The organism is Cyclobacterium roseum, assembly GCF_010119225.1.
Classification (GTDB): domain Bacteria; phylum Bacteroidota; class Bacteroidia; order Cytophagales; family Cyclobacteriaceae; genus Cyclobacterium; species Cyclobacterium roseum.
The window spans coordinates 92,818-117,916 of the sequence record NZ_WNKF01000015.1 but is presented as its reverse complement, the minus strand read 5'-3'; the positions used below and the strand labels follow the sequence as shown (position 1 = coordinate 117,916).

The 25,099-nt window shown below is 43.9% G+C and carries 22 protein-coding genes and 2 pseudogenes; 4 read left to right on the top strand and 20 right to left on the bottom strand.

What is annotated here, in order from left to right; genetic code table 11:
* Positions 1-72: 72 nt before the first annotated feature.
* The 10 genes and pseudogenes from GJQ68_RS23425 to GJQ68_RS18215 all read right to left on the bottom strand — a co-directional run bounded on the left by GJQ68_RS23425 (position 73) and on the right by GJQ68_RS18215 (position 7,864).
* On the bottom strand, positions 73-420 hold the full coding sequence (locus tag GJQ68_RS23425; RefSeq protein ID WP_235941740.1) for a helix-turn-helix transcriptional regulator: 348 nt from the start codon (positions 418-420) through the stop codon (positions 73-75).
* Between the two features lie 368 nt (positions 421-788).
* Positions 789-1,367, bottom strand: coding sequence for a hypothetical protein (locus GJQ68_RS18255; RefSeq protein ID WP_162418718.1), 579 nt, complete (start codon positions 1,365-1,367; stop codon positions 789-791).
* Positions 1,368-1,603: 236 nt separating this feature from the next.
* Positions 1,604-2,224 (bottom strand): annotated as a pseudogene (locus tag GJQ68_RS18250) (RHS repeat-associated core domain-containing protein); the annotation flags it as partial.
* 89 nt (positions 2,225-2,313) lie between these two features.
* Entirely contained in the window at positions 2,314-2,736 is a 423-nt protein-coding gene (locus GJQ68_RS18245) for a hypothetical protein (RefSeq protein WP_162418717.1), read from the bottom strand.
* A complete protein-coding gene (locus GJQ68_RS18240) occupies positions 2,726-3,679 on the bottom strand; it encodes an RHS repeat-associated core domain-containing protein (protein WP_262888124.1) in 954 nt (317 codons plus the stop codon). The genes GJQ68_RS18245 and GJQ68_RS18240 overlap by 11 nt, the downstream gene beginning before the upstream one ends.
* Positions 3,680-3,805: 126 nt before the next feature.
* Entirely contained in the window at positions 3,806-4,960 is a 1,155-nt protein-coding gene (locus GJQ68_RS18235; RefSeq protein ID WP_162418715.1) for an RHS repeat domain-containing protein, read from the bottom strand.
* 69 nt (positions 4,961-5,029) lie between these two features.
* A complete protein-coding gene (locus tag GJQ68_RS18230) occupies positions 5,030-5,362 on the bottom strand; it encodes a type II toxin-antitoxin system RelE/ParE family toxin (RefSeq protein WP_162418714.1) in 333 nt (110 codons plus the stop codon).
* Complete coding sequence (locus tag GJQ68_RS18225) at positions 5,356-5,574, bottom strand: hypothetical protein (protein WP_162418713.1); 219 nt, start codon at positions 5,572-5,574, stop codon at positions 5,356-5,358. Before GJQ68_RS18225 ends, GJQ68_RS18230 begins: the two co-directional genes overlap by 7 nt.
* A gap of 70 nt (positions 5,575-5,644) precedes the next feature.
* On the bottom strand, positions 5,645-6,523 hold the full coding sequence (locus GJQ68_RS18220; protein WP_162418712.1) for a hypothetical protein: 879 nt from the start codon (positions 6,521-6,523) through the stop codon (positions 5,645-5,647).
* Between the two features lie 18 nt (positions 6,524-6,541).
* On the bottom strand, positions 6,542-7,864 hold the full coding sequence (locus GJQ68_RS18215) for a site-specific integrase (RefSeq protein WP_162418711.1): 1,323 nt from the start codon (positions 7,862-7,864) through the stop codon (positions 6,542-6,544).
* An 887-nt stretch (positions 7,865-8,751) separates the two neighbouring features.
* Between GJQ68_RS18215 and GJQ68_RS18210 the strand changes: the two genes are divergently transcribed.
* Both GJQ68_RS18210 and GJQ68_RS18205 read left to right on the top strand, forming a co-directional pair.
* Positions 8,752-11,769, top strand: a complete 3,018-nt coding sequence (locus tag GJQ68_RS18210) for a DEAD/DEAH box helicase (RefSeq protein WP_162418710.1) — start codon at positions 8,752-8,754, stop codon at positions 11,767-11,769.
* Positions 11,770-12,031: 262 nt separating this feature from the next.
* On the top strand, positions 12,032-12,556 hold the full coding sequence (locus GJQ68_RS18205) for a VanZ family protein (RefSeq protein WP_162418709.1): 525 nt from the start codon (positions 12,032-12,034) through the stop codon (positions 12,554-12,556).
* Positions 12,557-12,767: 211 nt separating this feature from the next.
* On the opposite strand, the gene GJQ68_RS18200 is transcribed toward GJQ68_RS18205, so the two are convergent.
* From GJQ68_RS18200 to GJQ68_RS18175, 6 genes are all read right to left on the bottom strand, one after another.
* Entirely contained in the window at positions 12,768-12,962 is a 195-nt protein-coding gene (locus GJQ68_RS18200; protein ID WP_162418708.1) for a hypothetical protein, read from the bottom strand.
* An 83-nt stretch (positions 12,963-13,045) separates the two neighbouring features.
* Positions 13,046-13,357, bottom strand: coding sequence for a type II toxin-antitoxin system RelE/ParE family toxin (locus tag GJQ68_RS18195; protein ID WP_162418707.1), 312 nt, complete (start codon positions 13,355-13,357; stop codon positions 13,046-13,048).
* Positions 13,358-13,362: 5 nt separating this feature from the next.
* Entirely contained in the window at positions 13,363-13,632 is a 270-nt protein-coding gene (locus GJQ68_RS18190) for a hypothetical protein (RefSeq protein ID WP_235941738.1), read from the bottom strand.
* 216 nt (positions 13,633-13,848) lie between these two features.
* Positions 13,849-15,396, bottom strand: a complete 1,548-nt coding sequence (locus GJQ68_RS18185) for a sulfatase family protein (RefSeq protein WP_162418706.1) — start codon at positions 15,394-15,396, stop codon at positions 13,849-13,851.
* Between the two features lie 6 nt (positions 15,397-15,402).
* The gene (locus tag GJQ68_RS18180) at positions 15,403-16,455 is read right to left on the bottom strand and encodes a glycoside hydrolase family protein (RefSeq protein ID WP_235941736.1); all 1,053 of its coding nucleotides are present in this window, start codon (positions 16,453-16,455) and stop codon (positions 15,403-15,405) included.
* Between the two features lie 10 nt (positions 16,456-16,465).
* A complete protein-coding gene (locus GJQ68_RS18175; RefSeq protein WP_162418705.1) occupies positions 16,466-17,878 on the bottom strand; it encodes a Gfo/Idh/MocA family protein in 1,413 nt (470 codons plus the stop codon).
* Positions 17,879-18,033: 155 nt separating this feature from the next.
* Between GJQ68_RS18175 and GJQ68_RS18170 the strand changes: the two genes are divergently transcribed.
* Both GJQ68_RS18170 and GJQ68_RS18165 read left to right on the top strand, forming a co-directional pair.
* The gene (locus GJQ68_RS18170) at positions 18,034-19,134 is read left to right on the top strand and encodes a hypothetical protein (RefSeq protein WP_162418704.1); all 1,101 of its coding nucleotides are present in this window, start codon (positions 18,034-18,036) and stop codon (positions 19,132-19,134) included.
* Positions 19,135-19,160: 26 nt separating this feature from the next.
* Positions 19,161-20,027 carry a 3-keto-disaccharide hydrolase gene (locus GJQ68_RS18165; RefSeq protein WP_394351325.1) on the top strand — a complete coding sequence of 289 codons (867 nt, stop codon included), beginning with the start codon at positions 19,161-19,163 and terminating at the stop codon, positions 20,025-20,027.
* 38 nt (positions 20,028-20,065) lie between these two features.
* Here the strand turns inward: GJQ68_RS18165 and GJQ68_RS18160 are convergent.
* The 4 genes and pseudogenes from GJQ68_RS18160 to GJQ68_RS18145 all read right to left on the bottom strand — a co-directional run bounded on the left by GJQ68_RS18160 (position 20,066) and on the right by GJQ68_RS18145 (position 24,924).
* Positions 20,066-21,421 (bottom strand): annotated as a pseudogene (locus GJQ68_RS18160) (D-arabinono-1,4-lactone oxidase).
* Positions 21,422-21,434: 13 nt separating this feature from the next.
* Positions 21,435-22,853, bottom strand: coding sequence for a Glu/Leu/Phe/Val family dehydrogenase (locus GJQ68_RS18155; RefSeq protein WP_162418701.1), 1,419 nt, complete (start codon positions 22,851-22,853; stop codon positions 21,435-21,437).
* A gap of 84 nt (positions 22,854-22,937) precedes the next feature.
* Positions 22,938-24,407, bottom strand: coding sequence for a sulfatase family protein (locus GJQ68_RS18150; RefSeq protein WP_162418700.1), 1,470 nt, complete (start codon positions 24,405-24,407; stop codon positions 22,938-22,940).
* Positions 24,408-24,495: 88 nt separating this feature from the next.
* The gene (locus tag GJQ68_RS18145) at positions 24,496-24,924 is read right to left on the bottom strand and encodes a response regulator (protein ID WP_162418699.1); all 429 of its coding nucleotides are present in this window, start codon (positions 24,922-24,924) and stop codon (positions 24,496-24,498) included.
* Positions 24,925-25,099: the final 175 nt, after the last annotated feature.

The following is a 25,099-nucleotide window of genomic DNA, read 5'->3' as shown; positions in this document are numbered from 1 at the left end:
CAGGCTGTCCATTCCGCTTAAAAGCCTGGGGTTTCCCGGGCTTTTTTGGTTTAACTCCTTTCCTATCCCAATCTAAGCTGGGTAGATTGTCCCGACGCGTCGGGAAGGTCGCCGGTTCGAGTCCTCCCGTAAATACGGGACAGGCTGTCCATTCCGCTTAAAAGCCTGGGGTTTCCCGGGCTTTTTTGGTTTAACCCCTACCCCCGTCTTGATCACCTGCTCTTTGAGGAAACCTTCCCTTCGCCAGTTATTGATGGTGGTACGAGAGCGGCCCAGCAGCTTCATGGCTTCGGGGATCTGTATCAGTTCGTCTTCCTGTACCGGTGGCTGCAGCTCGGGAATTATTCTGGCGGCCACTTCTTCGGCAATCTCCTGAATGAGTTGCCTTTTGTCGATGGGGGAAAAGATCATGTCGTTCATATTCGGGTATCGTTTGGTTTGCGATTCAAATATGGTCACAAGTTGGCAGGGGTAGTTAGCTGGGGTAGTACCCCAACTTTTCAAAAAGCGTCATAGCTGGCGATTATAGCTGATTTTTAAATAAAATAATTCTGGGGTAGGTTTGGATCGGGGTATATTTGTTGGGGCTTTTCCTATTTAGGCATGAAAAAACTGGGTTACTTTGTGAAAATTAGAATGCCTGCGCCGTTAGGACTTTGAGGCTATACTTCCCCACCAATGAAACAAAAAAAAATGGCGTACAATACGAAGTTGTTTCGAGGCATTTTAGGGAGTATTATTTAATTTAATGAGAAGTACCCTGGCTACTTCTCATTAAACCAACGGTGTTAATTACAATAAAATCCATAGGGACTTAGGGACCCAAACTTTGGGCTCGTCGATTTAGGCAATTTTTCTACATATTCCAAAAACTTCTCATACAGTTCCGGAGGAGGCTCCGATTCATGGATATTAACTGATGGGATGTAAGCAGTGAAATATCCCCAGCAATCCGTGTTGAAAACATAGGCTTTTACTACTTCATTATTGAGGTCACCTGGTTTGATATATAACTTAGTTTTTACACCTACATATTTCAAATGAATTGGTACCGGGATTGGTGATAAATATAGTGTATCATCGCCTCTAATAAATATTTCTCTTTCAACATCTTTTAAATCATGATTCAATTTATAATAATAATCTGCTATTTTACCTCCCTCATTTTGATTTTTTCCTACCAATGTTTGAGTAATCCCATTAGATCTTTCTTCATATCCGTATCTTACAACAAACTCGTTTTGTGCCTTTTCAAATAGATTTTTCGTTTTAAGTTTCCAAAACCCAACGTAAACATACCATAGTATTGGAGCTGTAACCGAGATCACCACCATAGATATTAGGAATTTTTTGACGCTAAATCTCATATCCACTACTACTTATTGTATTCATTTTCTTTTTCAGAATAGGATTGAGACTTCCAAACCCCATCAGATTTAAAGTCATTTCCAGATTCAACAACTCCACTATAAACCTGTATTCCTGTATTTTTACCATCTACCATAATTTCACTAATTGCTTCTACAGGATTTAAACCATCCGATTCAAGTATTTTTGGAGTACTTACATACCAATCTTTTCCTCTCTCAATGGCATTTGCCTCTCAATTTGAAATCGATATGGATTCAAAAATTATGGATTGATCACCGGTTTTTATACTTCCTCCAATCCCTGCGCCGAACCTTATTCCAAAAAGATACTCGCCGATTTGTACGCTACCACCCAAGCCCCATTTAGCACTCACCGTACTCATTGACACACCAATAGCTTCCATCGCCTTGGAAAAAGTAGGTTTATTAAATGCAAAGCTGAATCCACCGTCCATGCTCACCTCCGCACCGGCAATCAATCTTGGATTATGACTACTTTCTTCCAGGTTTTGATTTCCGGGCCACACGGCCGAATAAGTCTTAAATTGGGTTTTACCAATCATATCCCAGGCAGTACCCTTTGAAATCCCTATATTTCCACCAAAAAAGTTTCCGACTGCGACATTTAGCCCCTCTGAATAAATACTGGTGGAATTCCAATATTCTAACCCATCTAGGTCAATCCCATCAATTGGCCTATTACTCGCAAACTGATAAGGCGTGAGCTTCGGATAGCTTTTGGTAAGCGGATCCACGCTCAAAAACTTCGCTATGGAGGGCTTGTAGATCCTAAACCCGTAGTCGTAATGGCTTTTGGAGCCCCATTCACCGGATGAATCCTCTTCCTTTCCATTAAACCCATATCGGTATGCTTACCAATAAATACATTATTTCATCTTCCTGATAGGACTTCTTCAACTTTGTAAGAGGATCATTATTACTTTCAAATCACAGATACTTTTTCGCCTAATCTATTTTTCAAATTAGTTAGTAGGCCATTAAAATCTTCCAATTCCATTGAAGGTGACAAAACCGATCTGCTCATTCCTTTTTTTGTATAAATATCTATAAATGGCATAGAAGCATAACCCGTATTAGATTTTCTGATGTCAACCTTTTCTATTTGTTCGAATTCATATCTTTTTTCCTTTTTATAAAAAATCCAATTTGGATATTTAATTACAAGATTAGAATCAACAATTTCAATAACAGGAATTTGCCACATTACGTATATCAAAGCAGGAACCATAACAGCAAAAAGTGCTAAATAGTGGGCAAAAGCTCCTACGACTCCAGCGATTATCCAGGCCGGGTTAAGAAGATCTTTAAGAAAATAATTTTTAGTCGCCTTATTCTCATTCGTCATTTGAAATTGAATCCTTAGTATTTTTCACACCGTCATAGAAACTTTTTGTATCACTTCCAATGCCAATAATATTATCGATTGGAGCAGTACCTGTATAGGGTTTATTCATCAAACCGCTACCACCTCCAAGAATTCCCGCTAAACTAAAGGCACTCTTGGTAACATTCCCCAATGTCCCTCCAAATTGATTTTGGATGACGGTATTTCCATCATTTGAAAAATTTCCAGTTAAATCGTCAATCCCATTCAGGAAGCTCATCCCTGCAAAAGCTTTTTGAAGCATTGTGGGTGCTTTTAAGATCCCGATTCCAGAAATAGGCAGGGAGACGGAGGTAATATAATTTGATACAGTACTGTTAAACTTCTGCCCCCTATAACTTTGGTTAAAGTTTGAAAGTAAATTTCCATAATTCAGGTCTGCCTTTGATGCCATCCGTTGAACACCATCCTCTTTCATCTTTAAGCTTGCAACCCCAGACTGCCATGTCCCGTCCCTATCATTATAATCAGTATAAATATTTGTGACCTTTCCTTCGTTGTCAACCTTGTTGTATTGTTCTAAATTCTTTGTCCCCTCCCATTGACCTCCTCCTAGATTATCATAAGTATGGGTTAGTCGAAGTTTTGTTGATCCATCACCTGCTATGTTGTATTCAGTGATTATTGCCTTTTCAAGTCCTTCCAAATCAATACTTCTAATAACATCATTCTCAGCAAACGCGTACGGACTGTTCCATGGAAATTCGGATGCCAAAGGATCCACACTCAAAAACTTCGCTATACGTGGATTATAGATCCTAAACCCGTAATCATAATGGCTCTTTGAACCCCATTCGCCATTGGAATCATGTTCCTTGCCGTTAAACCCATAACGGTACGTACTGTCCTGAACCGTACGACCATCCATAGCCAATCCGAACGGATAGTAATCCGTGGTGTTGATAGCTGTCGTCCAGGTGCTGTCCTGGTCCAGGTGGATATTGTCACTTACGACCGCAAGGACGTTTCCAAGGTGGTTTGTAAGTTCGTACTTTTTGCCACCAAGACTTCTATATCCTGTTTTGGAAGCTTAATTAACCAAACCAAGCCTGGAACTGCCGTAGATAGCCTGTTCCTTGAGCGTTCTATTATTGTACACCCCCATCACATTACCAGAAGCATCCCTTACATAAATGGTTGTGTCACTATCGGTGATCTTGGCTATTCGGTTTCCTGATGCATCATATCGGAAATGTACCTCAGAATTGTCATCTTTAAATACTGCTCGTACCTTTCCATATGGGGTCCATGCGATACTATCGATTCCCTCCGCATTGTCACCAATAAGGTTGCCAATCTGGTCGTAGGAGTAGTTTTCAACATCCGAACCGTCTACGTTCTTTAGTTTGTTGCTCTCCTCGTAGTAGCTGTATGTCAATTCATCAAGAATCGCCGTCTGCGAGTCCCTCCTTTGTAAAGTTAATAAATTTCCGTTAGCATCATAGCTGTAATCGGTGTCATATTTATCCGTAGGATCAGTCCTCGTTAAACCGTTCTGGCCATAGGTACTCAGGCTTCTGGCCCTAACTATTCTGTGAAGCTGATCGTAGGCGTAGACCATCGCCTGCATGCGGTCGGACTCGCCCAGGCTGGGCAGGTCGGTGTTCATCCAGCTTATATTGCCATTGTATAAGCCTTTTGACTCGGTCGTGCCCCGGTCGTCCTGGTACCTGGTCCATAGGTTGTCCCGGGTATCGGAGAGCGTGATGCCGCTGCCGATCGGCGTGTAATCATCCTGATAATAGCCCAGCGAAAAGGCCATGGCATCCCCGCCGGTACGCAGACCGTTTTCCCCATCCCCTCCGGGATCGCCAGTATACGGCGTATTTACCCCCTTCAGCCAGCCCTGCAGGGTATAGTAGTAATCCAGCCCCTGTACGTTGTACTCACCCAGCTCTACCCGGGCCAATGGACCGTGCGGGTAGTAAAAGTAAGTGGCATCTGTGCTCCAAACGAACCCATCGGTGCTGCTCATTACTTCCTCTATGCGGTTGTCGGCATCGTAGCGGTAGCGGTGGATCAGTTGATCCTCATGACCGCTTTGGTAGATCACCGCATTTACATTGCCACTGATCAGGTCGTAGATGTAATCGGTACGTTTGCTGCCTATCTCCGGCAGGTCCTGAAGTAGGGACTTAACCCACCCTGCAGCCCGGCCCTTCGCTAAATTGCTCCACCGGAGCAATTCTTAACGCTCTGTCCTCATGCGCATCATAGCTATAATTTATTCTGAGTCAGAATACTTGGTGGGACACTAGTAAGACTTAGGTTCTTGTTTTACATGCCTTACCCGGAGGATTTTGATTTCGCTATCCGTATGCCGATAAGCTACCCGATAGGAGTATTTCTCAAAAGCCCTGTAGCTCCCTGGGTTGTCCTTTTTAAACCTGTCCAACGGATATTTTTCTGGGTGATCTGCCAAGTTGCGGGTCATGAATAGAATGGTGTCTTTCACTTTCTCAGCACTTGCAGGGGAGTTTTCTTTAATTTTTTTGTAAGCTTTTTGAAGTGAAATAAAAGCACTTTTGGTCCAGGATACCGTAGGTCGTTGTTTGGAAAAATTCTCTACAGGATTACCTTCTACCATTTTTTAGCCATTTTCTCTACTTCATCCTGGCTGTAGAATTCGCCCCGATCCATTTCGGCTTCAGACTCATCCATTTCCCGGTTGTATTGCTCAACGCTGATAGGACCTTTCTTGAACTTAATCAAAGAAGTTTCTAATTCAGTGAGTTCTTCTTCATTCAAGTGCATTACCTTCTCTATAATCGCGTATTTTCTGGCGGCAATTGTTTCCATTCTTATCAATATTTAAGTCTTTTCAAATATAACGATTTTAAAGGAATTTAGATTTTTCTGACTATTTCCGTTAATGGTATTCAACTCCATTTTTCAATCCAACCCTTGGACTTTCCATGGTGTCAATAAGTCTGTCGATTTCACCGGCCTTCGATCCCAATTTTGCCTGATTGAATATTGCTTTGACATTTCTAAGCTGATCGATCCTTTTCGGAGACAGGCATTCTCCGGATCGAATTTCAATTACTCTTTTTGTAATGTCCTTCTTAATATTATCCGAAGATGCGGTCAGTACTTCACCCAAAACCCGGTAAACTCCTTCTTTGGACAAGCTGCAGTTTTGATCAAGACACAGTTTGTTGATCAGTTCATTTAAGATCCCTGGTTCGCCCAATAAAAAATCAAGGGCCAGCAGTTTTTCGGTTTTATCCAGTCTATTTTCTAACGCTTCGATTTGGGTATAATCTCTTTTTGCACGCATATTTTCATAAAATTGGTGTGCAGCCTCCCTGTCAAGAATATCCAGGGTTTCAAATTCGCGGAAATTGGCCAATTTCTCAGTAGGATCCACATACTTTAGAAAAATGCCGGTCTCCCGAATGTTCTTAAGGGTATTGCCAATCAGGTTATAAATAATCCCCGCCGTAATCCCTGAAAAAATAAGGGCCATGGGTACTTTTAATGTAACGTCAATCGTCAAAACCGAAACCGCTAGCAAAAGGCTAAGAAAAGTAAGGATAATGGGATAGATTAAGGACAGGTAAATAAACCATTTTCTCCGCCGGATGAAATGAGCGAAATCTTCAAAGTGGTGCCGATTACTGGAAAAAATATGCCAACCGTACCGGTAAGCCAGCATCCTTTCTTCTTCAGAACTCCCGTCAAAAAGCAGCAGGTACTCCCGGAGTTTGTACAGCCAAAGGGGCCTTTTTGGATCGAACTTTTTCATGGTTCAAGGTTTGATTTTTCACACTGGGGCTCCCCAGGCTTTCTGCATCTCGTTTCTCTTTCTTTCTTCCGTCACTTTCACATACCGGTGAAAGCTTTTGTAATCGGCATGGCCGGTAATCTTCATTACGGTCTCTGCAGGGATTCCTTTTTCCAGGGATAAGGTGGCAAAGGTTTTCCTTCCGGTATGCGCACTGATAATTTCGTGTTTTTTGTAAATGGTAGATTGCTTGGTGGCACCCTTGTACCGGATTATTTCTATAGGATCGTCGATCCCCGCCAGCTTGCAGAGCTCCTTGATGTATTTGTTGAACTTCTGATTGGAGATCATCGGAATGGGGCTTGCCAGGTCCTTGTATTTTTCCAGGATGGTTTTTGAATACCTGTTAAGTGGCACAATTAATGGCTTTTTTGTTTTTTTCACCGTCAACCTAATTTCGCCATTTTTAATATGGCCCCGGTGAAGCTGCTCCAGGTCGGAGTACCGGAAGCCGGTTACACAACTGAAGCAAAATACATCCCGTACCTGGTCCAATCGTTTATTATTTTGAAGATTCAATTCGAATAAAAGGTCAAGCTCGGATTGGGTCAGTGCAATGACTTCCATTTTGTATTCTTTTATGGAAAAGTCCTTATGCCCTGGATTGACTTCGATTCCCTTCTTCTTTGCATAGCTAAGAAAGGTTTTCAAAGTCCTCAGCTGTTTGGAAATGGTTGTATTGTTTAGCGTGCTTACTCTTTTGGTGTTCTCGTTTACCTCCTCCCAATCAATCAAAAAGCGCTGAAATCCCTGCAGGAAGTTATAATCGATCTGATCAAACCGAACTTTTATTCGGGTGTGGTTTTGATAATTGGTGAGGTGTTTTTTAAGTGACTTATAAACTGAAAGGCTACCCTTTTCTCTAATATGCTTATGTTCTTCGATATATTGATCAATAAAATCGTAGACAATCGAGGAAGGGTTTTCCTTTTTTGTGGCTTGCTTTTGTTTCAATTTAATCTCCTCGGCAATCATATCTGCACTATAAGGAGTCTTCTCAAAAATAAACCTTGATTCTATGGACCTCACCTCAGAGATCAATGCTGACATTTGATCCTGATATTGGATCAGCTTGCTTTTAGTCGGAATGTTCTCTCCGTACTTTTTACTCAAAAGCATTTTCACTCTTTGAGTTAGTCCAACTATTTGCTGACTTTGGTTTTCCCAGAGTTCAGGAAATAGCTTAATGCCAGTAGAAACTTTCCTGCGTTGTCCGGCTATGCGAATAATAAAAATCAAAGGGTGCTCTCCATTTTTATTAACCGTATCCAACCTTAGCTCGAATCTTAATGTTGCTTCCATTATCATTTAGTTTTGAAAGCATTAATTTAAACAAAAAAATTTTGTGGGGCTAATTGTGGGGCTAAAATATGGATCAAAACAGGTTTTTACTGGTCATTACATTTTGGAAAATATATCTATATATTTGTATATAAGCCATTTATGAATATTTTTGGTTCACGATAATCATTAGGTTCGATTCCCTTCCATTCCGCTTAAAAGCCTGGGGTTTCCCGGGCTTTTTTGGTTTAACCCCTTCCTAACCCAATCTCAGCTGGGTAGATTGTCCCGACGCGTCGGGAAGGTCGCCGGTTCGAGTCCTCCCGTAAATACGGGACAGGCTGCAACCGCCCCGCATCCCGGCTCCTCACTAAAATGATCCTTTTTTTAACGTTCAGCCTAATTCACTGGAATTTGTGTTTCGTTTTGAGGTAATAGGAAAGCGTAGATTCAAAATCTCACCTTCTTAAGCCGGAAAAAGTGATTGTAGTAAGCCTAATCGTATCCTGACCCAAAGCCTCGGGTCCTTTGTGCCCTGCCAATGCGTAGGGATCCGAATCCAGCATACAAGCGATACCGATAGAAATAGGCACGAGCTACCAAAATGCTTCGGCACCGGTGTTTACGTGTTGGAACGGTCATTTTTTTGACCTATATTCACCATTCAAGTTACATATTTTAGATATAGCAAATGCGGGCTGCCTGCTTAAAACTGAAAAAAGCCAACTAAATAACTTGGACTCGGAAATGGCGGTTGAAGAAATTGCTAAAAAAATAGCCAAGAGCGAAAGCACCATAGAAAAGACCATTAAAAATTGAGAGTTGCCCGTGTAATAAAAAAAGATGGATCCAGAAAAACCGTACGTTGGAAAACCCAAATAAAATTGCCCAATTGATAAACGGCCAATATGAACCAACATTCAGAAATTGAAAAACTGAGTTTGTTCAAAAGCCTATTCAAAGGTAGGGAGGATGTCTTTGCCATACGTTGGGAAAAAGCTGCCAAATCCGCTGGAGGAAGGATTAAAAGCGGATACATGCCTGCATATCAATATGACCCCTACATGTACAGGCTCCATAAAATGAATGGGGGATCCTTCAAAAACTATAAAGATAAAACCTACCGTCCACTTACTGATCAGCAACTTCTAAAGCATTTTAATGGCGAACGGCTGATAGGCATCTACCCACTACTGCAGGATAATACATCCTGGTTCATTGCTGCAGATTTTGATAAAGAGAAATGGGCGGAGGAATGCCGTGAATTTCTCAATATTTGCAAAGAACATGCTATTCCGGCTTATCTGGAACGATCCCGTTCCGGTAAAGGAGGTCACGTCTGGATATTTTTCGACGAGCCCTATCCTGCCATTAAAAGTCGTAAGATTTTAATCTCTCTTCTGGAGCAGGCAGGTATCTTCTCTGTATTTGACAAAAGCTCCAGCTTTGACAGACTTTTTCCCAATCAGGATTTCCATACAGGAGAGAGGTTGGGTAATCTAATTGCATTACCACTATATAAACCGACAATGAAAGAAGGCAACAGTTGTTTTGTTGATGAACAATTGAACCCATATCAGGATCAATGGGAATTTTTGTCGTCAATCCAGAGGGTGACTGTATCTCATCTTGATACGATCTTTCATTCACTCAACCCGAAGAACGATCATGTCCCAAACAACATCGATTCAGGTAAGCTGCATATACAACTCAACAATTTAATTCACCTTAATCGGTCAGGTATGACACCCAAACTGATCAATTTTCTAAAAGAGGAATTAAATTTTACCAATTCGGAATATTTCATTAAAAAGAAAAGTGGCAGAAACACATGGGGAACCGAGCGGTATTTCCGGTTTGTAGAGGAAACAACGCATGAGATAATTCTTCCGAGAGGATTTATAGGTAGATTGATCCGGTACTGCAAACAGCAAAACATTGATTTCGAATTTCAGGATGAACGGAAGAAGCAGGATCCTGTTTTATTCACAACAAATTTCAGTCTAAAGTCACACCAGAAATCCGCAATAGAAGTAACCTCCCGCAAAGAATTTGGTGTCATTACCGCACCTCCGGGTTCCGGAAAAACAGTAATCGGGTTGAAAATCATTGCTGAAAAACAGCAACCTGCTCTAATTATTGTGCATCGTAAACAGCTGTTGGAACAATGGGTTGAGCGGATTCAGGCTTTTCTAGGCATACCGAAAAACGAGATCGGTAGGATTGGACAAGGAAATGCCAAAACCGGAAAAGCGATTACGGTAGCAATGATCCAGAGTTTGGGTAAGTATCTTGACAAACAGGAAACAGATGAATTTGCCCTGTCTTTCGGGATTATTATCGTTGATGAATGCCACCATATCCCAGCAGAAACATTCCGAAATACCATTTCAAACTTTCCGTCTTACTACCAATATGGGTTAACGGCAACTCCTTTTCGGAAAGGAAATGATGGCAAAATAATTTTTACCCATTTGGGCGACATCATTGCAGACATTAAACCGCAGGAAATTGAAAAATACAAGCAGGCAAAAATAATCGTAAGGGAAACGGCTTTAGATATTCCCTTCAATCCAAAAACAGACCCGTTCGAAAACTTATCAAAGGTATTGGTTCACGATTCCGCCAGAAACAAGTTGATTCTTGGGGATATTAGCACTGAATTGAATAAAGGAAGAAAGGCTGTTATTATTACAGAAAGAAAAGAGCATATTGATGCGCTTTATCAGTTTCTGAAACAGTCTTTTGAAGTGGTAACACTTTCTGGAGATGATTCGGAAAGCAACCGTAAAGCAAAATGGCAAATACTCAACAGCGGAAATTACCAGGCACTAATCACAACCGGACAATTTTTCGGAGAGGGAACCGACTTGCAAAATGCTTCCTGCCTTTTCCTTGTTTATCCTTTCTCGTTTAAAGGAAAACTGATTCAATATATTGGTCGTGTTCAACGATCTGAAATAACTCCGGTTATTTATGATTACAGAGATCAAAAAATTGAATACCTGAACCGGTTATTCCTGAAAAGGAATACCTATTACCGACAGCTTAATCGGCAAACAACATTGTTTGATGATACAGAGATTGCCGAGACCCCATTCGGGCAAACATTTACAGTTGACAAAAAGATCAAGGTGCTTATTGATCAATTGGATTTTCGTTATGGTGCGATTGCTTTCAGTTACCGAGTATCTGAGATAAAGACGGAAGTGGAGTTTGAGATAGAAAATGAGGAGGTAAGGCCTGAATTTGATGTTTTAAAGCCATACTTCTCCAAAGTATTAAAGTCAAAATACGTGGAAGCTGAAGTTTTTGCGGAGTTTGAAAATAACTTGTTGGTTTCACAAAAAGCGAGTTCGACTAGTCTGGAAAGTATCAACCGGGAGATCATTGAAAGCGTAAAATTCCGATTTATTGAACAGGGAATTCTGGGTAAGCAATATGTTCCAGGTATGGAAGAAAATTTACTCGGGCTAGACAAGATACAGGAAAAACAAAATGGTAAACCGTTCTATGATTCAGAAGACCAGTTGCTAACCGACCTTTTGAAAAATGAGAAAGTGAAGCATTACAGGCAACTACGGTATCTGGCATCCAGGCATGACGGTACTACATTAAAACTCAGGTTTGTCTTAAATCCATTCTCATTCGTGTTCCTTCTTTCCGGAACAGAACAATATCATGTTGTTTTAGAAACACTGGACACTGAAGAAGCTACTTACATCTGGCATGTTGAGAAAAACAGGCAACTGCTCCCACAAAAGCTACGGACAATTGACAAGGATCTAAATATTATCCGAAACAAAGGCCGACAAATGTTTCTTGAAAAGCAACCCGAAAATTTCAGCCGAATCTTCCATGACTATACGGACGAAAGAAAAGGATTTGTCATTTGGAAAGATAACTTAGAAGAAAGATTATTATGAAATCGAGCCAGCCTGAGGCAGACTGGCACGCCAAAAGGGGGAAATATTCGTATTAACCCTACGATATGGCATCGCCAGTATCCAACCCCTCCCGGCATCATTTGCAACTTTCATGTAAACTAGCAAATGTTAACACATCGAAAAAGCCATAAGTTTTATCTGATTGAAACAGTCATCCTTTGAACTAATTTTCGCTCTGAAAAAAAATTGGTAATTTTCAGGTGATTTAAAGCCAAGCAAATAGAACAAACCTGCACACACGATGAAGGAAGAATCCAGCAACAATAATCCCGCAACCAGGTTGACTACCGTATTATTTATTATTTACGGGCTTGCCCTGGTCTGGATCCTGCTTCTAAAGTTAGGAGTACAATTTTCTTATATGGGAACCAGAAGTACCAACTTCATTCCCTTTAATGAACCGGTAATCTTTACCGGAGAAAACTTTTTGAACGTACTGATTTTTGTGCCTCTTGGCATCTATGTAGGTGTTTTATTTACCCGATGGATTTTCGGTAAAAAACTTTTCTTCCTTTTCCTGCTTAGTTTGCTGGTTGAAGGCCTTCAATACCTCTTCCGGATTGGAGCGTTTGATGTGACCGATCTAATGACCAATACCTTAGGCGGACTCATTGGGCTACTGGTATTTTCAGGCCTGGAAAGGGCTTTCCGTAATGGAATTAAGGCGCAAAAGTTCATCAACTTCCTTGCTGTCCCGGCAACAGCCCTGTTGATTTTACTGTTGGTGTTACTAAAAATGAATCTGCTTCCGGTGAGGTATCAGTGATAGATTCTATATTTCTTCGAGTCCTGTTGTTAGAAAAGTAAATTGTCCATCTTATTTTCATTATTCCAATTTTGACCCCCTTCAATCCATTCAACAGAAAAAAGAAATGATCTATAATCCCCCCCTCTGAGTTTGCAACTACACTCGTCTATCAATACCGATTTGTAATGGGAAATTGGACGGGATCACCAATAATCCACCGCTATCAAACCTACCAATCCAACATCATTCCTTGCACTTGAACACCTATAGCGTTCCGGTTTTTCCACGATTCCTGCCCTTCCTGGATTCTCAATAATATAAAGCATGCTACTTTCGATCCTTTCAGTTCGATAACGTTCAATGGGATGGTTTTCATGTGTACTTTTTCAAAGCTCAGCCAGACACTATCCAAAATTTTGAACATTTGTTTACTAATGGATGACGACTTTAATGGAGGCTCGGAATATTAGGGTGTAGCGTCTTATCTATTCCAGGATAGATTGATCGTTACCGGTTCCCTTTGAGCATTTGGTCGGGATGTTGGTGGGTGTCAATTATATCCGTCACTATGACCCGTTTTTCGTCTATCAGATAAATGATTTTAAAGTGGGATTCGACCAATAAATAGCGGTGGCCCTGATCGAGGGATTTTAACATTTCTTCTTTCTGCCCTCTCTCCGGGTTATCCGATAAACTCTTGGCTTTTCCAAGTATTGTCTTTCTTACCTTTATAGCATAAGAATCTAATTCCAAACTTCTGTAGTGTTTACAAATTTCTTTCAATGATTCTTTGGCTGGCTCGGTGATTAAAACATTCATCCTGCTTACCAGTTTTCCGATTCTTTTTCCAGATCCTCAATACTGATCACCCTTCCTTCTTTGATGGCTTTATTTGAGTCCCTTGCCCTGGCTACCAATTCTGACCTGGTAATGGGGCCGCCGCCCGGTTTATAACCAGCTATTGGTTCTTTCTGGGAACTCAATATATCTTTGATCTGATGTATTATCTCTATATCTTCCAGTCTAGCCAACTGTTCTATCAGGTATAATTTTTCTGCTTTGATGTCCATTCCTCTATCATGTATTGTCCTCATAAAGTTAACGTTTTTTTGGGATTTGTGGGTTTCATTTCAAAGGATGATATTTCATCAACACCGCCCTTTTCAGCTCAGCCAGACACTATCCAAAATTTTGGACATTTGTTTACTAGTGGATGACGACTTTAAAAGAAGGTTCGGTATAAAAGGGTATGGCCGATTTTACATCCGGTCGGGGGCCGTAATTCCAATATTTTATTAGAAAAAACCGGGTTACCTATTGACTACCCCTTCCAGCTGCGATTTAAGCTGCTCTACCACCCGTGGATAGTTCGAATATAGGTTGTCTTTTTCCTCGGGGTCTTCCCGGATTCGGTACAACTGCCCCTTGGGCCCACCTTTCTCGGGCTGCAACCTATTGGGATAGCTAAAGCCTCCCGATCCCAGCCCATCAATGTATTTCCATTCCGGTGTCCGGATGGCAAACATGCCGGAAGAGGAATGGTGCACCATCTCGGTACGGGACACGAAACCGGTATCTCCCTGCAATACCGGCAAAAAACTGTAGCTGTCCATCGCCGCACCTTCTGGTATGCTTTGATCCAGCAAGCCGGCAACCGTTGCGAAAAGATCGGTCAGGCTGACCAGCCCGGAATAGGCTGCTGGTTCCTGTATCCCTTCCGGCCAGGAAATAATCAAGGGAATCCGGTGGCCTCCATCCCACACATCCCCTTTTTGGCCCCGCACACCCCTATTTGAATCGTGACCATACAGCAAAATCTCTTCTTCCGGCCAGTAGGCCCCGTTGTCGCTGGCAAAAACCAATAGGGTGTTTTCCAGCAAGCCCTGCGCTTGGAGCTGCTCCTTTATGCTTGCCACCACCTGATCGATATCCATGACAAAATCTCCGTAAAGCCCCGCTCCCGATTTACCTTTATGCTCCTCCGAGGGTAGCCAGGGGGTATGGGGCCCGGTCAGCGGCAAATACAGAAAAAACGGTTTAGCTGCCGATTGGCGTTCGATAAAGGCCAGACCCTGCCCGGTGATTTCATCCAGGCAATCCGCCACCCGAAAGGTAGGGGCCATCTCTCCCTGTCGCCACCACACGCCTTTTTCCCAGTACACGGCCTGATCGTTGCTGTGTTTCTTATCCCAGGAAAATTCCGTGTTTTCCTTTCGGGTAGGGTACACCTCCGTAGTCAGGATCACCCCCGGATCCAAGACCCGATGGTTCTCCAGAAAAACATAGGGAGGAATATCCAGCGATGCCGGGTGGATAAAGGAATAGTCAAAACCAAAATCATTCGGTCCTGCTCCAATGGGCTGCCTGTAATCCACGTTGGAATGCCCGGTCTCAGCATCCAATACGGCGGGTTTACCGTCTTTGGTGACCCATTCCAACCCCAGGTGCCACTTCCCTACGATGCCGGTTTGGTAACCGGCATTTCTAAGAAAAGCGGCCATTGATAGTTGATTTTTATCCATCACCGGTGGCGCAAATCCCCCGATTCCCCGGGCAGCAGCTGGCGTTCGAAAGGCGTATTCCCCCGTAAGTAATCCGAAACGGGAAGGTGTACACACCGAGGCACTGGCATGGGCATTGGAAAAGGTAATGCCTTCCGCAACCATCTCATCCAGAGCCGGGGTTTCAATTTTGGACAAGGGGTTCAGCCCCTTGATATCCCCGTAACCCATATCATCGGCAAAGATGATGACAATATTGGAGGGATTCGCTTTCCCATCCAGGCCCTGAGCATGGACATCTGTTCCCTGTAAAAGGATCAGGTACAGGAAAAGGCTATAATTCAACCAATTTTTCATGGGTTCTCAATTTAAAGGAACGGAGGTGGCAAGTGCAATCACCCGGCCCTGGTCTCCGACTGCATTGTAAAAATGATAGGTAACTCCCTCCCAAAGAATCACCCAGGGCTTATGGGCATACTGGGAGTCGTAAGGCTCGGAGGGCGCCACCAGGTCCTCCCCTTCCCAATCCGTCCAGTGGACCAGGTCGTAGGAGCAGGCAAAGCGCTCAAAAGCCCCGCGTTTCCAGAAAGCGCCAAAGTAAAACATCACGTACACCTCGTCTATCTTAACTACCTGCGCATCTCCGCAAATACCCTCTCCTCGGGTGATGACCGGTTCTTCGCCGATCCGGGTCCAGTTTATCATGTCCTCCGACCCCGCCATACCGATACTTTCGTAGGTAGCGGTATCCCCTTTGGCATTGTAATACATGACAAAAGGGTAACCAGTAAGCAGATCTTCATCCCGGATAATGTGGGATTTGTAGATTTTATCGGTTTCAAACCAGCGCGCGGAAGAATCCCCAGGCAGCAAAACCGGGTCAGCGATCCGCTCCCATTCTTCGGCCCTATCCAGGTGATCCGATTTCGCCATTCCAACCCCAAGCGTACCTGCTTCATAGCCTTCTGTGGCTCCTCCCAGGTAGGACATCCAGTACTTTCCTGCATGCGTCCCTACTTTGTTTCCGGCACCCCAATCGGTATCTACAAGTGCCAGGTAGCCGGCCTTTTGATTGGCATCCCAGGTGTCCTGTGTAAACGAGAGCAACCTGCCCAGCTCTTGCCAATCCAACAGATTGCTGCTTGTTGCCAGCCAGGTTTCATACCCCTTACCATCAAAGACGATGTAAGTCATGTACCATTGGCCTTCGTTCCGAAAGATGGTGGGGCTGTCCACCAATTTAGTGGTATCACTGTGCTGAAACACCACACCGTACTTATAGGGAGTTTTAATCCGCTGGTAAACTTCCTGCATGCGTTCGGCAGCCACCTCCACGGGTAGCTGGGGGGAAGGCTTGCAGCAAACCCCTCCCCAGCAGCATAGCATGACCAGCAGAAATTGCTGAAAACGATTCATCTACAAGCTTTTAAAGCTTGTAATATTCTTCCCAGCCTTTTCTTGGCGGAACGCCTGCCAGCAATTGATTGGCCAGTGCGTGATTGGTAATTTGCTTGGACTCCCGGTCAAACTTCAAATGGGCCTTGAGTCGTTGGGAAAGGACTCCCAGGGTAAACACCTGACTTAAGGGTCCAGCGATATCAAAGGAAGACCGGCATTTTTCCTCCCCTTTGCAGGCTTTGAGGAAATTGGCAAAGTGATTGGAAGGGCTTTCCATGACTTCGGGGAGCTGGGAAGCCATGTCTTTGGCTTTGTCCTCTGGTATGATGGATAGCGTGCTGCCATGCGAACCTCCTTTAAAGGTAAGGTCTTTTCCATAAATGATTTTACCAGGGTTGAGCTTCGCTGGTTGCAGTTGCCCGTCACTTGGCGGTGGGATATTGGGATCCAATTCGGATACCCCGTATCCTTCGGGTACGGGAGGAATGTTTTTCTGTCCATCGTACCAGGTAATGGTCATGGCCGGCATGTCAGCTCGTTTGGGGAATTTAAATTCGAGGGTGGTTTCCATGGGGAAGAAAAAGGTATTGTGCCCATCCAATCGGGTAGGAATAATTTCTTCCGGAAGCCCTAAATCCAGGAATTCGTGTGCCGTATCCATGATGTGTGCGCCCCAATCGCCCAGCGCACCCATGCCGAAATCGTACCAGCAGCGCCATTGCCCGTTTACCAGGTCTTCGTTATAGGCATGCTCGTGAGCGGTGGTGTGCCAGGTATCCCAATCCAGGGTATCGGGTATCGGCTGCTTATCCGGGAAGGAGATGATATTGGTATCCCATCCGTGCCACCTTCTGCGACCGTTCATATGGGCCGTCATATTGGTCACGTCTTTGATAATTCCGGCTTCCTTCCAGGCTTTAAATTGGAAATAATTGGCTTCCGAATGCCCCTGATTTCCCATCTGGGTAGCCACCTTGTATTTTTTGGCACCATCCATCATTAGCTGCACCTCCTGAAAGGTTCGGGCCATGGGCTTTTCTACGTACACGTGCTTGCCGAGCGACATGGCCAGCATGGTAATCGGAAAGTGAGAAAAATCCGGCGTACCTACGCTGACGGCTTCGATATCTTTCCCCATCTTGTCAAACATTTCCCTGAAATCTTTGAATCGGGGCACGTTGGGAAACATTTTCATGACTTCTTCGGTATGCGGTGCTCCCATGTCCACATCGCAAAGGGCCACAATATTGGCCAATCCGGTCTCGTGAAGGGATTTGGTGATGCTTCCTCCCCGGTGGCCGATTCCGCAACAGGCCAGGTTAACCTTTTCACTGGGGGCTACGTGGCCCAGCGGTTTGCCGAATACAAAAGAGGGCAAAATGGAAATACCGGCTGCACCTACCAGTCCGGATTTGATAAATTGTCTACGTTTATCGTTCATATAATTGAATGGTTATTTTGTTCGCTACTATTTATTGGGTGCCGATTCGGATACATCAGGGTATCGAAAAGCAGCCTTGAAGATAAAAGAAATGTGGAGAATTTCATTAAAAAACCAAAAATTACTTTCCGTGAAATGTTTGAAAAGGCTAAAAAATGCTCTTAACTTTCGACATGAATACTACCTATTCGCTCCTTTCAGCCTTGTTTGCTGCCCTTTTGATCGGTTCCTGCCAGCCCCACCAGTATGACCGGTACGAGGTAATCGTTTTGGATACCTTGTCTATTCCTTTTGAGGGGGAAGTGCATGCGGCAGATTATGAAGGAAACCGTGGCATCATCTATAATTACCGGTCCGGAAATTACCTTGCCTTCGACAGTACCGGCTCCATTTTGGTCAGCAATTCCCTTCCGGCTGAGGGTAAAAATGGATTATTTTATGTCAATGGATTGAAGATCTTGCCTGACGGCGAGGTGTTGGCGCATTCCATTAAGGGAGAAATAGGCTTGCTGGACCAAAACCTTCAACTGAAAGAAAAAATGTTCATGCCCTTTCCCAATGGTGCCATGGACCTGAAGCGAAACGTACAGATCATGGCCAAATGGCAGGATGCCCTGTTACTTTTTTACCCGGGAAGAGATAACAAAAGCCCCTATGACAAAGGCTACTTCCGGGACAATCACTTGTTGGAAAAAGTAAACATGAACACCGGTGAAATCGCCCCCTTTTTGCAACTCTCTCCGGAAAGTAAATACCAGGAGGACCTTCATTTTGAACAACCGACCCCGTTGATAAGCGTGAGGGATAATCAGTTGTACTTTGCCTTTAACAAAGAGCCACTAGTACACCGCTATGATTTGGCCAATGAAGGAAGCTGGCAAGCGAGTATTTCTCTGGAAACCCCAGATTTCGTGCAAATAAAAGGGCAATCCATCCCTCTTGGAAACGACGGATCGGTGCTCGCTGAAGGAGAGATTACCGGTCTGTTCGCTATGGACAATGGGTTTGCCGTCAGTTATTTGGAAGGCTTGCTTCAGGATCCCAAGCGTACCCCAACTTCCCTTCCGGGACAACAACTTAAATGGTTTCGCCCGGATAAAGGGTGGTCTGCCCCTTTAACGCTTCCCGCTGAAATCTTATTTCTACTTAACTTTGAGGGTATTGAAAATCCTTTTTATGCCATTCTTAATCCTTCGTACCTGAAAGGAGGGTCAAATGATGTAAAAATTCTTAAATTGCGGGTAAAACCCAGCTGATAAAAGCCTTATTTTAGAAAAAAATGATGAAGAAATTCTATCCTACCCACGTATTTACACTTCTATTAGCCTGTATGACGCTGATAGCTTGTTCCAAAAGTACCGAAACAGAAACCATAGATGTAAAATCCGAATGGCGCTCGCTTTTTAATGGGGAAGATCTTGAAAACTGGCGGATCAAAATTTCCAAGCACGAACTGGACGAAAACTATGAAAATACATTCCGGGTAGAGGACGGTTTACTAAAGGTTCGCTACGACGGGTACGAAGCTTTTGACCGGCAATACGGGCATATCTTTTACGACGAATCCTTTTCATATTACCTATACCGGGTAGAATACCGCTTTGTAGGGGAACAGGCGCCGGAAGGGGAAGGATGGGCGCTTCGGAATTCAGGCGTGATGCTTCACGGACAGGATCCGGAATCCATGACGAGAGACCAGGATTTCCCGATTTCCATTGAAGGTCAGTTGCTGGGCGGAGACGGTGAAAATCCACGAACCACCAGTAACCTGTGTACCCCTGGCACCAATGTGGTAATGGATGGAGAACTATTTACTCCTCATTGTACCAGTTCTTCATCCGAAACCTATCACGGAGAGCAATGGGTTACGGCTGATTTTCTGGTTTTGGGTGACTCTATCATTCATCACATTGTTGAGGGGGATACAGTCCTCAGCTATCACCAACCGCAGATGGGGGGAGGAAATGTAAGTAACCACAACCCCAATATCAAAAAGGACGGACAATTGATTTCTGAGGGCTTTATTTCTCTTCAAAGCGAAAGTCACCCCATTGACTTTAGAAAAGTTGCCATTTTTGATCTATCCCCTTACAAAGACGATCCCGCAAAATTGGAAGAAGTCTTGGAACTTCTTAAGACTTCAGAATAACAGAGAAAGGGCTTTTTGATTATCGGAAAGCCCTTTTTTTATCCTTTATTCAGCAAATTTTCTTTCAGAAAATCATTGACAAATTTCTCCACGGGATCCATTTTTTTCATAAGATCCGTAAAATCTTCCAGGTGTTCGTACTGAGCCTGAAGGTAGGCCGGCTCAAGGGTAAACAGTTTTCCCCAGTGAGGTCTCACACCAAAAGGCCTTAACTTGTTTTCAATTAAAGGAAGCAATTTCTGCACGTTTTCCCAATCCCGCTTCCAGGTAAAGTGGATGGCAATACTTTCCCGATCATAGGCAGGACTTAGCCATAAGGAGTCCTTCCGGATGGAGCGAATTTCCGAAATCAACAAATGGGGAAAAATGGCTCCTCCCAACGAAAAAATGGCGGCAAGGGCCTCTATTGCATGTTCCCTTGGAACAAAGTATTCTGATTGGAGTTCTTCTCCACTGCTGGGTGTAAAGTCCATTTTAAAGTGGGGAAGGCGTTCGTGCCAGGGACCGGGGATGCCCATTTGCTCCGTACAATTCACCGCTGAAATTTCCTTGATTGGGTGCAAATGCGTAGTCGCCGCACTTGCCCCAAAAATCTCCGCTGGCATCTCTTCTGTATCTCGTCGTTTAATCCACAGTTGATTAAATCGTTTTGACTGCCAATCGGTAAACAGGCTCACACTGTAGCCCGAAGAAAAGACCGAATCGAAATTTGAGCCTAATTGCTCCAGCGACAGGTTTTCATACACATACTGCCTCACCTCGAAGGTGGGCTGTATGCTCAGGGTAATCCTCGTTACGATCCCCAAAGCTCCTAAATGTACGACAGCAGCCTGAAATACTTCCGGATTTTGGACTTCGCTGAGGACCAGGATTTCTCCGTCTGCTTTCATCATTTCCATAGCAGTAACGGCGGTAGCCAGGTTTCCATTGTTATCACCCGACCCGTGGGTAGCCGTTGCGCAAGCACCTGCTACCGAAATATGAGGAAGGGAGGCTAAATTGTGTAAGGCAAACCCCTGCTCGTGAAGTTTGCGCGCTAACACCCCATATTGAACGCCACCGCTAACCCTGACCGTTCGCTGTGCCGTATCCAGCTGGATATCCGGATCCAACTCCTTCAGAGAGACCTGATGATGAGTACTATCGGCAATGCTGTTAAAGGAATGGGTGGTTCCCAAAGCCTTCACATGCGCTGTATTTTTGATGACTAGCCGGAGTGAATTTCTATCCGCAGGTACATTCAGGTTTCGGGTACTGTACCGAAGATTTCCTGCCCAGTTCACCCTTTCCGGTCCCGATTGTACTTTATTTCCTGGTTCACAGCCCACCATGGGTTACATAAGGTTGGTTCCAATTACTATAGAGGACTTTTTTAAAAACTGCCGTTTCTTCATTTTCGGGCATGTTTTAGGGGAATATTCCCAAATCCATATAAGAGATCGCGATTCGTTCCAGCGCAACAATAAAGCCCGCAGTTCTCAGATCCTTGATTTGCTTTTCTTTACGCACCCCATTCATGTGGTGGTAAGCAGTGACCATTGTTTCTTCCAGACCTGAATTGACCAGGTCTCGCTCACTAGCTCCCCGGACGATTATTTCTTTTTGGGATTCGCTGAAGGTATCTCCCGTAGCTTTCTCGATACTTTCCAAAAGTAGGTCATACTTTTTCATATCGTATCTTTTTTCCAATTTTCCGAAAGATACTCGGGACAGATTCTTAAGCCATTCAAAATACGAAACCGTTACCCCTCCTGCATTCAGGTACATATCCGGAATGATCATGATTCCTTTTTCCAAAAGGATAACATCAGCATCCTGCGTCACAGGCCCGTTGGCTGCTTCGCCAATAATCTTTGCCTGTATCTGATTGGCATTTTCTAGTGTAATCTGGTTTTCCAGAGCAGCAGGTATCAGGATGTCACAGGGGTAAGTCAACAGCGACATGGTATCTTCCATAAAGGTACCCTTACTGTACCCTTTAAATCCCTTGTTGGCTACCTGATACCTTTTTATATCTTCAATATCAATTCCCTCTTCATTCCAGATGCCGCCATTGTATTCGGCGATTCCTATGATTTTGGCTCCTGCCTCTTCTAAAAATTTTGCCGAATAATAGCCTACATTCCCCAAGCCCTGAACAATAATTTTCTTTCCGGCCAGACCAACCGTCAAGCCCAGGGCATCCATGTCCTCTTTAATACTTACGGCCTCGCGTATTCCGATAAATACGCCCATACCCGTGGCTTCGGTTCGGCCTTCAATTCCATGTTGAGATAATGGTTTGCCGGTGACGCAGCCTTTTGCGTTTATCGCATCGGGATTAAAGGCTTCAAACGTATCCACAATCCAGGCCATTTCCCTACTTCCTGTACCATAATCAGGAGCAGGAACATCAATGGCCGGACCGATAAATTTCTTTTTGATCAATTCGGAGGTATACCTACGGGTAATCTTTTCCAGTTGGTCGGTATTGTATTTGGTAGGATCAATGGTGACACCTCCCTTTGCCCCTCCATAGGGAATGTTTACCAAGGCGCATTTGTAGGTCATCAATGCAGCCAGGCCTTTCACTTCCTCTTCATTCACAAAACTACTAAAACGGATCCCTCCTTTTACGGGTAATTTGTGGTGGGAATGTTGTACCCGGAAACCTTCAATTACCTGATAGGTACCGTCCCCATTTCTGAGTGGAAAATTAAATTTGTAAACGCTATTACACTGCTTGATCTGATCTAAAAGTCCGGGATGGATGTCCATGTGACTGGCGGCATGATCCACCACCTTGGATACATCATCAAACAAACTGTACTCTTCCATATTTTTCATACATCTTCTTGGTTTACGTTCTTAAAAATATAACTAGTAGCAAGGGGTATGCCTAAAATGCTGAAACCAACCTTTCAGATTAGATTAGTCACCTTTTTCGGATAGTTCTCCCGCTGACCGAAGGTTTTTCCCGGGCATACCCTGTAGGGCATCTCCCATGTCCTCCCGGGCAAGATCCCCCAACGCCATCATTTCCTTCACCACATCCGGATATTGCTCCCGTACATTGTTTCGTTCTTCTCTGTCCTCAGACAGATCATATAATGCCATTTCCTCCAACGATAGCATCTCATAAGCTATGGGACTACCATCGGAAGGAAGCGTACTTCCTTCGGGGAGGGATCGGTAACGGTGCGGAAAAACAAGCTTCCATTTACCCATGATCATTGCCTGCAGCTCGTTTCGGTTGTAATAGATATAATAAGCTTCCTGAGGCGATTTAGCTCCTTCTTCCTGAACGATAAGGGGCCAGATATTTTTTCCGTCAATGGGTTTTTCGGGAAGGGTCGCTCCGGTAACATGGGCAATACTGGGCAATAAATCGATGCTCATGGCTGCCTGATCCTGCACCTTGCCGGCAGGTATTTTTCCGGGCCATTTCATAAGGGTAGGTACCCGTATCCCTCCTTCCCAGGAAGTCCCCTTTCCTTCCTTCAAGCCCCCTGTGCTGCCAGCGTGGGTGCCGTAGGAAAGCCAGGGACCATTATCCGAAGTAAAAATGACCAGGGTGTTTTCCTCCAATCCGTTTTGCCTAAGGGCCTTGATTACCTCCCCTACCGACCAGTCTATTTCCATGATAACATCTCCATACAATCCATTCTCCGATTTACCCTTGAATTTATCGGATACAAACAACGGTACATGGGGCATGCTGTGAGCCAGGTAAAGAAAAAAGGGCTGCTCCTTTTTTCGCTCGATAAAATCCACCGCCTTTTCTGTATACCAGGTGGTCAACAGGCTCTGATCCTCCAGGGTGTCGATGATCGTTACGTTTTCGTACAAGGGAAGGGGGGGATAAAAATCAGGTCTTTCCGGATGGTACGGCCACATATCATTCGAATAGGGCAGGCCGAAAAATTCATCAAAACCTTGCCGGGTGGGCAAAAAAGGATCCTTATGTCCAAGGTGCCACTTTCCGAAAAGGGCGGTGGCATACCCCAGCGGTTTGACTATTTCGGCTATCGTTTCTTCGTTCGGGTTCAGGCCATGTTCGCTCTGGTGGGAAAGTGCTCCGAAAATCCCCAATCGATTGGAATAACAACCGGTCAGGATAGAAGCCCTTGAAGCAGAGCAAACGGCATTTGCGACATGAAAATTGGTAAATTGAGTTCCCTCCCGGGCCATTTGATCTAAGTGGGGAGTTTGATACCCCTGAGCGCCGAAAACCCCCAAGTCCCCATACCCCTGGTCATCCGTAAAGATCAGTACAATATTGGGTAATTCATTTTTAGAATGGCCACTTTCTTTTACGGAGTTACCGGTACATGAAACGGATATACCAGCTAATACAAGTAGAAATGAATAAATTACGTTACCGGTTAGGAAATGGGTCATGATTTATTGAGAAAAATTTGATCTCAAAATTTAGTAATCTTCGCTGACTTAACAAAACCAAATTTCCCCTTTCAGCTCTACAGGAAAATTATCCGCAAGGCAAACTGGCAATATTCATCCAAAATTGCTCAATCGAGGATATGGCCTCCAAAAAATCGTTTACTTCGACTGGTTTGGTTATATAACAGTTGGCATGATTTTCATAACACCTATCAATGTCCCGTCTGGAAGAGGAGGTGGTCAGCATAATTACCGGGATTCGCTTATGGATTGGGTGGGCCTTTAGTTCCTCAAGAACCTCGTGACCACTTTTCTTCGGAAGGTTAACATCTAAAAGGATTAGGTCCGGCGTATTTCTGTCCTCAAAGCCATTGGTTTTAAAAACATAATCCAAGGCTTCCTGTCCATCCCGGGCAATACTGATCTCTCCCACGAATTTACTATCCTCCAATGCCTCTGTCGTTAGGAAAACATCACCTTCGTTATCTTCTACCAATAAAACGTGTACTGACTTCATAATCGGATCTTACTGCAATGAATTATTCTGACAATCAAACTCTCTCAATTTACATCGAAAAAGAAATTTCTTACATATTTCCATTACAAATGTATCACAATAAAAAAATAAATTCACTTGATAAACTTAAAAAACAATCCGGTAATAAGATAAACCAGCCCTGTTTAAAAAATAG